At 41.6% G+C, this 14802-nt stretch carries 13 protein-coding genes and 2 pseudogenes; 8 read left to right on the plus strand and 7 right to left on the minus strand.

What is annotated here, in order from left to right; translation table 11 throughout:
- Positions 1-44: 44 nt before the first annotated feature.
- The 5 genes from HC246_RS10655 to HC246_RS10675 all read right to left on the minus strand — a co-directional run bounded on the left by HC246_RS10655 (position 45) and on the right by HC246_RS10675 (position 6389).
- A complete protein-coding gene (locus tag HC246_RS10655; protein WP_169363368.1) occupies positions 45-1049 on the minus strand; it encodes an alpha/beta fold hydrolase in 1005 nt (334 codons plus the stop codon).
- Positions 1046-2062: a fatty acid desaturase family protein gene (locus tag HC246_RS10660; protein ID WP_225902938.1), complete on the minus strand. Its 1017-nt coding sequence runs from the start codon at positions 2060-2062 to the stop codon at positions 1046-1048. Before HC246_RS10660 ends, HC246_RS10655 begins: the two co-directional genes overlap by 4 nt.
- Positions 2063-2264: 202 nt before the next feature.
- Entirely contained in the window at positions 2265-3341 is a 1077-nt protein-coding gene (locus HC246_RS10665; RefSeq protein WP_169363369.1) for a ricin-type beta-trefoil lectin domain protein, read from the minus strand.
- A 327-nt stretch (positions 3342-3668) separates the two neighbouring features.
- The gene (locus HC246_RS10670; protein WP_169363370.1) at positions 3669-5489 is read right to left on the minus strand and encodes an alpha/beta hydrolase; all 1821 of its coding nucleotides are present in this window, start codon (positions 5487-5489) and stop codon (positions 3669-3671) included.
- Positions 5490-5540: 51 nt separating this feature from the next.
- Positions 5541-6389 (minus strand): ABC transporter permease, encoded by an 849-nt coding sequence (locus HC246_RS10675; RefSeq protein WP_169363371.1) that lies wholly within the window; start codon positions 6387-6389, stop codon positions 5541-5543.
- 155 nt (positions 6390-6544) lie between these two features.
- On the opposite strand from HC246_RS10675, the gene hisA reads away from it, so the two are divergent.
- The gene (hisA, locus tag HC246_RS10680; protein WP_169363372.1) at positions 6545-7309 is read left to right on the plus strand and encodes a 1-(5-phosphoribosyl)-5-[(5-phosphoribosylamino)methylideneamino]imidazole-4-carboxamide isomerase; all 765 of its coding nucleotides are present in this window, start codon (positions 6545-6547) and stop codon (positions 7307-7309) included.
- 102 nt (positions 7310-7411) lie between these two features.
- On the opposite strand, the gene HC246_RS10685 is transcribed toward hisA, so the two are convergent.
- Positions 7412-9256 (minus strand): C39 family peptidase, encoded by a 1845-nt coding sequence (locus tag HC246_RS10685; RefSeq protein ID WP_169363373.1) that lies wholly within the window; start codon positions 9254-9256, stop codon positions 7412-7414.
- A gap of 395 nt (positions 9257-9651) precedes the next feature.
- Between HC246_RS10685 and HC246_RS10690 the strand changes: the two genes are divergently transcribed.
- The 5 genes from HC246_RS10690 to HC246_RS10710 all read left to right on the plus strand — a co-directional run bounded on the left by HC246_RS10690 (position 9652) and on the right by HC246_RS10710 (position 12380).
- The gene (locus tag HC246_RS10690) at positions 9652-9840 is read left to right on the plus strand and encodes a translation initiation factor IF-2 (RefSeq protein WP_169363374.1); all 189 of its coding nucleotides are present in this window, start codon (positions 9652-9654) and stop codon (positions 9838-9840) included.
- An 86-nt stretch (positions 9841-9926) separates the two neighbouring features.
- Positions 9927-10424, plus strand: a complete 498-nt coding sequence (gene psbV, locus HC246_RS10695) for a photosystem II cytochrome c-550 (protein WP_169363375.1) — start codon at positions 9927-9929, stop codon at positions 10422-10424.
- Between the two features lie 146 nt (positions 10425-10570).
- A complete protein-coding gene (gene petE / locus HC246_RS10700) occupies positions 10571-10945 on the plus strand; it encodes a plastocyanin (protein WP_169363376.1) in 375 nt (124 codons plus the stop codon).
- Between the two features lie 199 nt (positions 10946-11144).
- Complete coding sequence (locus HC246_RS10705) at positions 11145-12038, plus strand: IS1634 family transposase (RefSeq protein WP_169363377.1); 894 nt, start codon at positions 11145-11147, stop codon at positions 12036-12038.
- A gap of 30 nt (positions 12039-12068) precedes the next feature.
- Positions 12069-12380, plus strand: a complete 312-nt coding sequence (locus HC246_RS10710) for a COG3415 family protein (RefSeq protein ID WP_169363378.1) — start codon at positions 12069-12071, stop codon at positions 12378-12380.
- Here HC246_RS10710 and HC246_RS10715 read toward each other — a convergent pair.
- Entirely contained in the window at positions 12324-13385 is a 1062-nt protein-coding gene (locus HC246_RS10715; protein WP_169362074.1) for an IS4 family transposase, read from the minus strand. The two genes, HC246_RS10710 and HC246_RS10715, sit on opposite strands and share 57 nt — an antisense overlap.
- 210 nt (positions 13386-13595) lie before the next feature.
- Here HC246_RS10715 and HC246_RS10720 point away from each other — a divergent pair.
- Both HC246_RS10720 and HC246_RS10725 read left to right on the plus strand, forming a co-directional pair.
- Positions 13596-14177: pseudogene (locus HC246_RS10720) on the plus strand (IS630 family transposase); the annotation flags it as partial.
- Positions 14125-14802: pseudogene (locus tag HC246_RS10725) on the plus strand (IS1634 family transposase); the annotation flags it as partial. The pseudogenes HC246_RS10720 and HC246_RS10725, both read left to right, overlap by 53 nt.

A 14802-nucleotide genomic window follows, 5' to 3' on the forward strand; every position in this document is an offset into this window, starting at 1 on the left:
CTTGATACAATATAGTTGCTGGAGCTTTGCTTGGCTGTTTCTGCTTACCCACTTAGCAATTCCCAAACTGCTTGACGTATGAACTGTTCATCTTCAGGATTTTGATAGGGATTGCCCGCACGATGTCCCCAGATCGAAGGAATGGGAAGATAGGAACTATTGGGAATTAGAGTCGCTTCGCGATCGCAATCTTCGGGGGTAAAATACAAATCCGTAGTGCTGGGCATGACTAGGGTTTTCGCTTGAATCGATCGCATGGCAAGTTCATAATCTTTTTGATAAATAGGATTATCACTGACATCGCACCTGAGCCAAGTGTCAAGCATTGCCATCAAATTTCGCGGATCGCGCTTGCGATAGCCAGCTTCCCAACCACGCAGAAGATAATCTTCAAGAGATTCGTAACCGAATTGATAATACAAACCTTCACGATAAAAGGCTTGGGATGCTGCCCAACTGGCGTAAATTCTGGCAAAGGTGCGAAATCCGCGATCGGGAATGCCATCAAAACTAGTTCCATTCCAATTTGGATCGCTAGTTAGAGAATATCGCAAACTCTCTAGGAAAATGCGATTATGCTCTGTAGTTTTCGCCGTGCCGCAAATTGCGGCGATACGTTCTACGCGATCGCTATACAATGCACCCCAATGATAAGCCTGCTGTGCGCCCATCGACCAGCCGTAAACAAGGGCTAAGCGCTTAATCCCAAAGACTTCGCGTAGCAGTTGCTCTTGAGCCGTGACATTATCGAGATGGGTAAACCAGAAACCTTGCTCAGCTAAGCCACATTCCGCACAGTTACTAGGCGAACTCGATAGTCCATTCCCAAACATATTGATGATGATCACAAACCATTTAGTCGGATCGAGAATACCCTCAGGTCGCACTAGCCACTCAATATCGGGGTGTTGTGCCCCGTAGGAGGTGGGATAGAGAATTACATTGGAGCGATCGCCATTTAGTTCGCCATGGGTCTGATAAACCAGTTGCGCTTGTGGCAAAGTTGCCCCGCACTGAAGTTGAAAGTTCTCAATTGTAAAAACGTTCATGCTGCGGAGTTCCCAGTCTTTGCGCCGAAATTAGCGATGATTTGGCGATGGACATTGATATAGCCATTTTCGACACATTCAAAATGGGAACTTAATTTTGTATGGGCTGCACCTAATTGATGGAAGGGAATGGAAGCATAGAGATGATGCTCGGCATGGTAAGAAATATTCCAAATCAAGAATCGTAAGGGTGCAAGGGTGAGCGTGGTGCGGGTATTGGCAAGCATATTGTCGGTATTGGGGCGATCGGTATGCTCGGCTAGGAGCAGAAATCTTAAAATCGGCTGACCAACTGCGAGGGGTAGCATCCAATAGGTAATAAACCAAGGTTGTTGAAAATAGATAGAAATAGCGATCGCTACGGCATAAACCAACAGCTGTAAACGGTTAGAGAGAATCACTTCCGCACGGGAGCTTTCGGGAATAAATGGACAATTTTCTAAGTTGCCGATCGCGGTGAGGAAATGTCTCTTAAACTTGCCAATCCACCAAGTAATCCCGCTAATTTCGATGATATATTCTCTGAGATTTGTGGGTTTGCGATCGCTAAGTTCTGGATCTTTATCAGGAATCTGGGTATAGCGATGATGCCATTTGTGATAGAGCCGATAGAAGGTACTGTTATAAAAAGATAAAAGTCCTGCGAACCAACAAAGGACATCATTGGCGCGATTATTCGTAAAAACAGTGCGATGGGATGCCTCATGCAAAGGCGCAAACATAATCGCAATGCTAAATCCGTAAAGCACTAGGGCAGGTATGGCAATAAACCAGCGATCGCTAAGATTTCCCATGTTTGTACCCCAGAGATAGCCGCTACCAGCCATCACTGCAAGATGCCCTAATAATTGCAAGGTTCCTTTCAGATTTGACTTAGCATTTAATATATTTAATTCTTGTGGTGAAAGGATTTGGGTAGGTTTGAGCTGCGGCTGGCTAGATGTTTCTATGGGAGTTGTGGGAGATGCGAAATCTACTGGATTATCTATTGCTGGCGTATCGTTGGGAAACATGGCTAGAAATCACTTGGTACTTAGTAAGGAAGGGGTTTGATATTCCCAAAATGTTCTTGTCATCTTGGGAATTGGTATTAAGTATCTGGTGAAAGTGTTCCTAAGTAAGTTAAAGCTAATACTAAATGCAAGATCTTCTAATATTCTTCAAATATAAGGGTGCGTTACATTAACGCACCCTACAAGAGCGGCGATCTCAATTTTAGAATGGCTTACGCCCACCAATATTTCCGCCGGGATTGTAAACGCAAGATAAATAGACTGAATTTTGCGTCCATTCGCCACCCATAGCACTTGACTTACGATTTAAGCCACAGCCTACTTCAGCCGTATCGCGCCAAACCATCTGAGTATAGTGACCGCAGACCTTTCCTGACTGACAACTTACAGATTCACTGTTCCAAAAGGCTTTTTCTTGCCACCAACCAGTTGGTCCATTAGTGGCAATATTCTGACTTGAGGGAGCAGCAGCAGCTAAATTTTCACCCGAATAGCTACCCAAGATGATCTTTTGACGATCTTCCGAAGAACTATGTCCCCACACATCTTTATTGACCCAATCTTGGGCAAAATCTGCTAATTTACAGTTCCATTTGAGTGGTGGAACATTAACCTCAGCGCGTGCTGCATTATGAACTCGCAAGATTTCTTGGATTTCGGCACTGGTCAATTGATTTGAGCCACTACAAGTAATTTCAGCGTCATCATTGGCTGCAACTGGTTTGACTGGAGCAGTCTGTGCTGGTTTAGGATTATTGGTGTTAGTTGTGTGAGAATTAACAGCAAAGATAGTCTTTTCCCAAGATTCGTTGTTCTTATCTACGCCACAATCCCAAAGATGAATTGGATTTCCATTCTCCCAATCGGGATTCTTCTTTTGGATGCATTTGTCAGGGTTAGCCTTGGCACGAATTTGTCCTGTTTGAGCGTTGTAGATCCAAGATTCGTTGTCCTTATCTACGTCACAATCCCAGAGATGAATTGGATTTCCATTCTCCCAATCGGGATTCTTCTTGTGGAGACATTTGCTAGGATTAGCCTTGGCACGAATTTGTCCTGTTTGAGCGTTGTAGATCCAAGATTCGTTGTCCTTATCCACACCACAATCCCAGAGATGAATTGGGTTTCCATTCTCCCAATCAGGATTCTTTTTCTGGAGACATTTATCAGAGTTTGCTTTCAGTTGAAGGGTATAGTTTGGTGATTGTGCAGTTGACTGGGTGGTGACAACGAGGGGAAACCCAAACAAAATTGATAGGGGCAATGCTAATCGTTTCATCAGATTTAAATCATGTTTTACGAGTAAATTTGCTTACATAGATTGCTTTGATACTTGGATTATTGTAGAAAAGTGTCTATGTTCCTATTTAATATACTGGAATAGGTAGTGTTGAGAACCTACTAAATAATGGCGTTTGTGCAGCCAATGGTTACGTGGTTGGAGATCTCGCTACCTTCGGAGTTTAAGGTTGTAAAAAGTTCGTTTAATTGATATTAAAAAGTGCGTTGCATTTCATTAATACACCCTACGCGATCAGCGATCGCACTACTTAGACATCTTAAAAAGTAAGTTACATTAACACACCCTAAGCGAGCAGTGATTGAATTAAAAACTGGTTAAAATCTTAAAAACACTCCATAGATATAACAAAAAAGTTGCTGTTTTCTGCCACTCTGCTAAGTAAGTATTAAAGAGAATGAAATAACCTATCAAGATTAAAACTATTAATATTAGAAACCATAATAATGGTGCTACCTTACCTAATAAGATTACCAAAGGAGAACGTCCCCCTCGAATAATTTCATTTGGAGTAAGATTTGGATTGTCATCAACTATAAAAGCGGCTATAGCATCCCAGTTCAACTCATTCAAAGCAGCTCCGTGATCTCCATTGACAAACTTCACATTAACAACTGATTTGTTGTGATTAAATCCATCATGACCAGCACTCCCTAAATCTTGTAGACCCAAAATTTGAAATGCTTTCGGAAAAATTGCTACTACAAAATCTCCAGTAGCTACATAGTTTAAGACAGATTTAACTTGTCCTTTTTCAATATGTTGATACCAATTGTAGTCTGTACGAACTACACTTCCAGCAAATACGACATTTTTAAAACGACAAGATGGATAATCTTGAAGTGCTTTAGCCAATAGGTACGTCCCATGACTGTGACCAACAAAAGAGAATTCTGCATTTGGATAAATAGCTAAAGCTTCAGTATATTGATCCATTAACCATGCAACTTTCTCTCGTCGTTTCCAAGGTAGTAGAAAGGAAAGTAAGGGAAAATAACCATAAGTTGAAGTCTCCGATTCGATGGTAATATTTTGAGATTTACCCATTTTTTGAATCCGTCGAGCAATTTTTCGGGTCCAGTAACCCAAATCACGAATACCATGAACTACAAAAACAACATTTTGGACATCTGGACGTTTGACAAATGATGTAATTTCGTGCCGATCCTGAGGTAGTGTACTGTACTGTTGCAATTCAGTTAATGGAGCAGTAAGGGCTATGTCAAACACTTTTTTCCTTTCCTGTCCAGCATTGGTCCTATCGTCAATGTTAATTACATCTGCATGACCAGACATGGGTACGTCTAAGTAATAAAAGTCTTCTCCACTTATTAAGTCAACATTATCATCAGGACTAACAATATCATCGACAGATCCTAATAGCTGAATGACTAGAGTTGTACTCTCTTCTTTTAAATTTGTAGCCTGTTTCATTGCAAGCCATTGAATCCTAAGATTCGTAAGAAATGGTGAACCACGCTTAATATTAAAAATCAAAGGACAATTTTTTGATGCCAGAAGTATAATGTTCCCAATTACTATTCCAAATGTCCACATTATTACATGACTCAGTGGCATATGATGAGATATTTTCCAACCTCTATTCATTCCAGCTAGCAGGATAATTCTTTCAACCTTGCTTGCCCAAATTCGACGACCTTTTTCTATTACTTCTATTACTTCTGGTTCAAATAAATGCTCTCTAGTTTCTCCACAAGCATAAATATAAATTTTTCTTGCGAGAATAGCTCCTAGACTATGTCCGATTATGATAACTCCATCATAGGGATTCTTATCGTCTCTTTGCTGCCTTCTCTCCCATAGTTGATCAACTATATTTAGAAGACTAATAACAATTTCAATTGGACTTGCCAATGAAGAGATAGAGGCTGGTAGTTGAGGGATAAAAATATCAGCGTTAGGAATTGCCTCAACAACTGCATCACGCACATGGATCATTTTACTTGGGGAGGAAGTATAAGCGTGCAAAATAATAACCAGCTTTGTAGACTTGTCATGTATTTCAAATTCCTGTGTAACCTTATTTGACATTTTTTGTTTAGGTATAGATGTAGTGAAACTAATATCTTTGTACATGTCTTTAGCATCAAATTTATATTTAATCAAATGTCAATTAGACAACCAAAAAATGACTATTTAATTTGTATAAATTCATAGTTAAACCTCAGTCTTCTTACTACTAAATCTCTGAGTCAAACCTTCACCTACGAGAGAAAGCCCGATCGCCATAAAAGTAATCGCCAAACCAGGGAAAACCGTTGTCCACCAGATATTTTCGCCAGTCGATAGCGCATCGAGAGCTTGCTTGAGATCGTGACCCCATTCAGGCACATCTTCAGGGATGCCTAAACCTAAAAATCCTAAACCAGCGATCGTCAGAATTGCATCGGCGGCGTTGAGGGTGAAAATAGCAGGTAAGCTTTGGATCACATTGGGCGCGAGATATTTCATTAAGATCGTTTTCGTATCCGCACCGATCGCTTGAGCCGCTTCGATATACACCTCGGTTTTCGTACTCACGGTTTGGTTGCGGATTACCCGAAAATATTGGGGGATATAGGCAACACTGAGAGCGATCGCCGCATTCCAGACACCCGCACCGACCACAAAGGCGATCGTCAGTGAGAGCAATAGACTGGGTAAGGTGTAGAGCGCATCCATGAGGAAGACTAAACCGCGATCGAGCCAGCCGCCTTTGTAGCCACTTAGCATCCCCAAGGGTACGCCGATCGCTAAGCTAATGATTGTCGAGGCAAGCGTGACTTGCCATGCCACACCTGCACCAGCGATCGTTCTGGCAAATACATCATGTCCCTGTAAATCTGTACCGAACCAATGCTGTGCTGATGGTGGCTCATGGATCGGATAGCTGAGAAACTCACTTGGATTTAACAGCCCGAAAGCTTGGAGCAGAGGTGAGACGATCGCCATCAGCAAAAAGATAACGCTAATCACGATACCAATAGACATTAACCGTTGCGATACTGACTGCTTAGGCGATTTCATAGGGACAAATTTTAAATAAAAACTGAATAAAAACCAATTTAGTAGTTTTCGCGCCGTAGGCGCGAAAACTACTAAATTGGTTTTTCCTTGATTTGTACTATACCGCGATCGCTAAATCTAGATAGAATAAGCTTCTGGGATCGTAGGTAAAAATTATGGATGTAATTCCCGCAATTGATATTTTAGATGGACGCTGTGTAAGGCTCTATCAAGGGGATTATCAACAGTCAGAAGTATTTGGTGAAGACCCTGTAGAGGTTGCCCAACGCTGGTACAGTCAAGGCGCTAAGTATTTGCATGTAGTTGATTTAGATGGTGCAAAGGTAGGCAAGCCCCAAAATTTAAAGGTAATTGAGGCGATCGCCCGTTCCATCCCCATGCGTGTACAGATGGGTGGTGGCTTGCGCGATCGCGAAAGTATCCTTTCCGTGCTGCACTCTGGCGTTAGTCGCGTCATCTTAGGCACAGCCGCAGTAGAGAACTCACAACTAATCGCCGATATTTGTGCAGAATTTCCTGAACAAATCATGATTGGTATCGATGCCCGTGATGGCAAAGTTGCCACAAGAGGTTGGCTAGAGACTTCGGAAGTCATGGCGGTGGATTTGGCTAGACGCATGACCTCGATTGGTGTTGCAGGGATTATCTATACCGACATTCATCGTGATGGGACGATGCAAGGACCAAATATCGAGGCTTTGCGCCAACTGGCCGAAAATGTTGATGTGCCTGTCATTGCCTCTGGTGGCATCAGTTCGATTACCGATTTGTTAAATCTGCTGTCGTTAGAATCTGTCGGTGTCAAGGGTGCGATCGTGGGTAAATCGATTTACACAGGCGCAATCCAATTACCAGAAGCCATCAGAGCAGTTGGCAATGGACGCTGGCAGGATGTAGTCGATGGATCGGCGATCGCTTAGAAAACTTACATTGCTATAGAAGCGCAATCCGAAGGGTTGCGCTTCCACAAACGTTTAGGGTTGCAATAATTAACAAAGCAATGTTCCGACCTGCTTTGTTAATTATTGGGGCAGAATGAAATGCGCCCATACATCGCCATCGATACCACACATATTACGCATGTAAGTATGGGGATAGTGCAAGCTCTTGCCTTCTGTTTGTCTGTATCCTGTAAGAGCATCTCCATAAGGATCATGGACAATATAACCCTTCTCGTCAAAGCCAATGATCGTAATGATATGTCCGCCGTGAGTGAAGTAACCGCCAATGACAACGGGGCGATTGGCGATAATTTCCTGTTGAATTTGTGACCATGTACGATTAGTACTAAAGTTGCCACCAAATCCATAGGCATGATAAAGCCGTTGTAAAACGGAATTATCCGTACGTGCTTGCCTGCCATGGCGATCAATTACCCATTGATATAGCTCATCTTCTAGCTGCTGCCGCGGATTACGCGATCGCCTACCGTGAAAAGCTAACGCCATAGCGATCGAGGTGACATTACAGGTCACAAAAGGATCACGTGGATTGTCTAATTGTGAAAAATAGGGTACACCTAAAACTTTGCGCTTGGGATTAATGTCAAGCACCTTATTGCCCTGCTTAAGGCTGACATGTCCTACAAATACAAAGCCTGAATTGCCCAATGGTGGCACTTCCTCATTTAAGGTGACTTGATAATGAATATCGGTCAGGCTATAGCTATCTAGACCAAACACATCACCTGCTGTAAGGGGTGCTAATTCATTGGTGGCTAACTGGCGCGAGTCAATAGGGCGTTTTTTGAGTACTGTGTTTTGCCTGAGGGTTAGGGTTTTCATATCAGGATCGAATAGTATCGGCTTGCCATTTTTGGTGATGCTGATATGTCGCTCATAGAAAAATCCCACATTACCAATGGGAGCAATTGCAGATGTAAACTTCACTCGAAAATGACCATTAACTGCAGCATAGCCACTAATTGGATAGGTTGTGCCAGCCTTAACCATGATTTTTTGCATATCGGAGAGGCTGCTAGCATTTTGAGATGATGATTTTAAGAAAGTGTCAGTAATCACTGTAGCGATCGCGCCATTGATCGGGATATCACTAACATCCTCAGGATTCGAGAAATCAATTGATTCGCCTAGCTTCGATAGTTCGACATGAGGCAGGAAAAAGAATCCAATTTGTCCAACAGGAGCCAATGGTTGAGCTAATTTGACTTGGATATGGTTATCGGTAATCGTAAAGTTCCCATCCAACAATAACTTAGTCCCTGCCTTCAACTCGACTTTTTGGTTAGCAGGTAAAGCTTGCGAAGCCGCTGTCGAGATCTTAAAAATCGTGGGTTGCTTCACCATTAGCGTAATCGGTGCAATCAAATCCACATGAGGCGCATAGAAATAACCAAATGCTCCCATAGACGGGATCGGTTGCTTGAGCAAAACCTTGATATGTCCATCGACAGTACCGTAGCGCAAGACCTCAAAGGTTTGTCCAGCCTTAATATCTACCTTGCTCTGTGGCGGTAAAGTCTCTGAATCTGCAGGGGAAGCTTTAAAACGTGTAGCTTGCTTAGTGACTAGAGCGATATCAGGATTTTTGACTAAAACATTGACTATTAACTCAGCCAAAAGCTGATTGTTTGCACCAATCGCCTGCACTCGCAAAAATGTCGCCATCGCAGTTGGTAAACCAGCCGTAATTTTGGCTTGCCAAGTCCCCATGTTTGGGTTAACTTGCATCGGAACAACTGCATCATTAGGCAATGTTACTAGAATTTGTAAAACTTGAGTAAAGTTGGCTATACCAGCGATCGCAATTTCGCGATTAACCACAACCTCACTAGGTGCTTGGGTAACTGCAATCGTTACGGGTGAAGCAATAAGAGCGTTAACAGGCGAATTATTAGCGGCTGTCATTACTGTTTTACTGTTGACTACTGACTTTATTACAACACTTTGCACTTAAACCTGAACCAAGAACTTTTTTGAAAGTGTTGCAAAGCAACACTTTCAAACAATATGAGTTTCGATATAGCCATTTATGCTGTGCTTCCCATGTCGTAAAAAGCACAAAATGGTCAGAATTGATAAGTGATTCTGACCATTTTGCGCTTTTTGCACAATGACATAAAAAAATTTCTTGGGGGCGATACAACAGTTACTGTTGTATTGTCATCTCAACATCCTTGCAATTAAGCAACTAAAAAGTAGAGGCAGGGCTTTGTACTGCCTCTACTTTTTGGGTTTTGTCTCCCCTTTGCATGAGAAAATAGCACAAACATCTCTAGAATTAACTAGATACGAGTATTGCTATGGGCTTTGCTGACTATTCGATCGCTGAGATCGCCGAAGACTACAAACTCACTATTGAGGCTGTATTTAAACTGTGTGATCGCCTAGGGATCGCTTACCAAGATGCAGAAACCAAACTCGCTTTGGAAGATGCAAAAGCCGTCATCATGGCATCTGAAGCCCAAAATTCTAAAACACCTAAAGATTAACTGTGATTAGTCAATCGCAATAAATCTTTAAAATTAGCTTAATTTCTTTTAGATAAACTTAGATTAACTAAATTATCTCCGTAATTATGAACAAAAATGTTTTTAAATATCTAGCTGCGGCGATCGCTTTTGTAATGATTGCTTTTCAGCTTTTTACCCCTAGTGTCAATGCTGCCGATATTCCTATCGAGTTGCGTACCGTTCCTCTTAACGAAAACACCAATATTGTCTTGACACAAAAAGACATTGCTAAGGGCAAAAAATTATTTCAAAATGCCTGTGCTAACTGCCACCTCGGCGGCGCAACCTTTACTAATCCTAACGTTAACCTTTCTCCTGAATCCCTTGCAGGTGCATACCCAACACGTAACAACGTACTTGGCTTGGTAGATTTCATGAAGAAGCCCACTACCTATGATGGTGTAACCGAAATCTATGACGTTCACCCCAGCCTCAAGAGCACCGATATCTTCCCCACCATGCGTGGTCTAACTGACAACGACCTCAAGCTAATTGCAGGTTACATCCTCTACGAACCTAAAGTTAAAGGTATCGGCTGGGGCGGCGGAAAGATATACTATTAAACAAAGAATGTGTGCTTTTAGTCGAGCCACAGTCTAATTGCCCCAAAAGCTAAGTCTTATAGCTTTCTCTACGTGTTTTAGTCACATTTAATTCGAGTCGAGTCGAATTTGTGCAATTTCAGTTGAATTTTAGTCGGTAACTAATCATGAATATTTCTGCATTTGCAAAAAAGCTTGGTCTTTTGATCGCTAGCCTCGTGCTTGTTGTTGGTAGCTTCTTCATGTCTGCTACCTCTGCTTCTGCTGATACCGTCACCGTTAAAATGGGTTCTGATGGTGGTCAGTTGGTATTCGATCCTAAGGTAGTAACAATAAAAGTTGGCGATACTGTCAAATGGCTTAACAACAAAGCTTTCCCTCACAACATCGTATTTGACGGTCATGAAGAACTTTCTCACAAGAAGTTGGCTCAAAAGCCTAAGGCTGAGCTAGAGTCTACCTTCAACGAAGCTGGTGAATTCTCTTACTATTGCTCTCCTCATCGTGGCGCTGGTATGCAAGGTAAAGTGGTTGTTCAATAGTAACTAAGCTTTTCTTAATAAAAAGAGGTGCAAACATTGTTTGCACCTCTTTTTATTTCTATTTATTTCTATAGCGATAAATTGAACTATTGGAGAAACCTGTGTAGCAAAAACTCTCTTATAGTTGCTTTAAATCCTAGATTCAGCAGGTTAAATTTGAAATAAGATATTTTTAATTAAGAGCAATCAAAATAGCCAAATGCCTGAGATAGACGTACAAGACATAGACCATCTGGGTATTATTGCAGGGATAGTAGATGATATTGGGATAGTCGAAATCATAGATCGGGAGATAGGTAGCCATCCGCAAGAGAAAGTAAGTGCGGGACAAGTAGTGAAAGCGATGATATTAAACTGCATGGGTTTCTTAACGGCTCCATTATATTTATTCAGTGACTTTTTTTTAGGAAAAGCGACAGAACATCTAATCGGAGCAGGAGTAAAAGCAGAATATCTAAACGAAAGCCGACTAGGAAGAGTGATGGATCAATTATATGAATATGGGATCACACTAATATTTGTGAAGATAGCCACAGAGATGTGTAAACGATTTGGAGTTAGCGTCAAGAATACACATCTTGACGGTACAAGTATGTCAGTGCATGGGAAGTATCAAACAACGGAATCAGGAGAGAAAAATTTAGTCGAAGAAGAAGCCACCGAGGCAGTAGCGATCGCAATTACGCAAGGATACTCACGAGACCATCGCCCAGACTTGAAGCAATTTACATGGCATTTACTGACCAGTGAAGAAGAAGGAATCCCGATATTCATGAATGTTGCCGATGGGAACAAAACAGACCAGAGCACTTTTCCAGAGGTAATCAAAGCATTTCAGGCAGAATGGGAAGGAGAACAACCAGACTTGTATGTAATGGATGCAGCCTTCTATAGTGAAACCAATCTGAGAGAATTTGGTAATATCATCGATTGGATTAGTCGAGTACCCGCAACGATAAAAGCTGCACAGGAGCTAATCCAAATTATATTGCCCGAACAATTCAGTCAGCAGAAAGACCACAAAGGTTATCGTTTTTGCGTAGTCTGTAGTACTTACAGCAAATTCCGATCAAACCCGCCACAGGAAGAGTAATCTAGAAGGATCACGAAATAGAAATAAAATATGGCAGCATATTCGCTTGATTTACGGGAAAAGATATTAAGTGCATGGCAAAACAAAGAAAATACGCAGAGAGATTTGGCAAAACGATTTAAAGTAAGTCTGTCTTTTGTGCGAGATTTTTTGCGTCGGTATCGAGAAACAGATGAAATCGCAGCAAAACCGCAAGGAGGAGATCGACGATCCAAAATTAAAGGCAAGAATGAAGAATTAGTGAAAGCAATTGTTAGAGAACAAAATGATATATATCTGCGAGAGCTAAGTACAGGACAAAAATTTAATGGAGTTAAAGAAGGCTTGAGAATTGAGATGTAAGTCAAAGATGATGTGACGAAGGAAATCAAAACCAAGGCGAAAAATGCTTTTAGGAAGACGACCGTGTTTTTTAGGCTTGAGGGGATTTAGTTGAGCCAACCAAAGCCCAGAAGAAAAAGCCCAACATAAAGCCAGAGTAAGCAAAGCAATTAGTTTGGAAAGACGTTCAGGATCTTGAAGATGAGTGGACTCCAAACAAAAGCCACGGGTTTTAAAGCACCCGAATAAAGTCTCAATAGCCCAACGCTTAGCATAGTCAGCAATAGCCGTATCAGGGTCATGAGTCGTCGCGACAATTAATAAATCGCCATCATCAAGACGCATAGCGGCTATACGAAGCCAATGGTTCCAAACCTTTCTGGGCTTGGACAATACTTTGGACTGACCAACTTGGAGGTCTTGAAAACAAATGTCGGCACGCAGTTTTTTCTGCCCGTCATTGAGCAAAGTATTTTTACGAATGCGGATACGAAAACGGTTACATGGTTCACACAACAAGTAATCTAACCAATCCTCACCGACAAACTCTCGGTCTGCACTCAAAAAGTCGATTTTGCGGTCTCCAAATATTTCCAGAAATCGATTACACAATTCACAGCGCTCACGGGTGTTTGAGTTACCTTTTTTGTCCAGCATCATCCATACCAACGGGAATGCAATACCGTAATGCACTATTCCCAATGTCAGCACATTAAACACGGTTTTACCGAATTCCCAATCGGTGCGGTCGATAGAAATTACCCAAGGTTCGGGGATTTGCATGACTTTGACGACCATGAGTGCGATCTTTTCATAGTCCACTTCAAAGTCTCGAAAAAATCTCTGTAACCTCTTATAGTGTGATTCGACTTTGGCATAACCACTAAATCCTGTGGCAATTTCAGCTAGGTTTACTGTCTTTACTCGCATTAGCGCGATCAAGAACATGGACACAAAGGCTAGTCTTGCTCTATTCCATTGCAGATGTTGCTGCAACTTTTCTCGGAATAGGTTAATCTCTTTCATAGGGGTTTTATTTACGATGTGGTTATCTTTTATAAAACCCCTCCCTGCCTACTTTTGCAACTTTTTGTCCTGTACTAAGCTGCGAGAGATAAAAGAAAAACTCCAAGAAACCAAAGAAATTAAGGTGAGTGTATCGAGTTTAAGTCGTACTCTCAAGCGATTGGATTTAGGGCGTAAAAAAAAACTTTAGTAGCCAGTGAACAAGCCACAGAGAGAGTCCAAAAATTGCGCTATGAGTTTCGGAGTTGGCTCGATACAATAGATGTAAAAAACCTTGTATTCATTGATGAGACAGGACTAAATCTGGCGATGACAAGGTTCTATGGCAGATGTGAAGGGGGAGCAAGAGTATATGACGACCGTCCAAGCAACAAAGGTAAGAACATTACTTTAATTGGCGCAATGAGTGATACTGGGTTGATAGCAGCAATGACTTTTGTAGGGAGTTTAAACACTGCAAGCTTCTTAGTTTTTATTGAAAAAATATTATTGCCTCAATTATGGGTTGGAGCAATTGTTGCTATGGACAATTTGCCAGTACATTACGCAGAAATTGCGAAAATCTTAATTGAATCTGTTGGGGCTAAGGTCAAGTTTCTCCCTCCTTATTCTCCAGACTTATCACCGATTGAGTTATGTTGGTCAAAGTTAAAGGAAATTATTCGTTCAGCTAAAGCTCGTACAATCGAGGCTCTTGATGCGGCAATTACTTCGTCTATTCAGACTATTACTGATGAAGATGCTCTTAATTGGTTCCATCATTGTGGCATCTGCTTTGAGCCTTTTAGGTAGCTTCTTTTGTGGCGGGTTTGATCAGAATTTGCTGTATGCAGGGGTCAAACAGCAATGGATTGTTGTCGAAAGCCAACAAAGGATGGAATCCGAACTCAAAACTTTATCGAAGCAGATAGAGAAAGCCTTGAAAGAGAAAGAGAAAGTCCTAAAGAGCTTAATGAATAAAAGTTTTGTCTGCGAAGCTGATGCCCTCAGTGCTATCACAGACTTTGAGAAAACGCTGAATTACCACAAGCTTGATGAGCCTAAAATCCTTGCTCAACCGCATTATTCGCAAAGAGGTCGTCCCAATACTAAAGCAACTCATCATTCCTTTCACGTTCATGCCACTTTGGTCGAAAACCCTTTAATCATTGCTATTCATCGTCAACAAGTTGGACGCTTTATTCTTGCTACCAATTTGCTCGATTCTCAAAAATGGACTGAATGCGAAATCTTACGTGAATATAAGGGACAGCAATCTACGGAACGAGGATTTCGCTTTCTCAAAGACTCTCTATTCTTCGCTTCCAGTGTTTTTCTCAAAAATACGAAACGGATCATGGCTTTGGCGATGCTCATGACTCTTGCTCTCATGGTCTATAGTTTGGGGCAAAGACAACTCAGAGTTGCTTTAGAAAGC

The organism is Pseudanabaena yagii GIHE-NHR1, assembly GCF_012863495.1.
GTDB lineage: Bacteria > Cyanobacteriota > Cyanobacteriia > Pseudanabaenales > Pseudanabaenaceae > Pseudanabaena > Pseudanabaena yagii.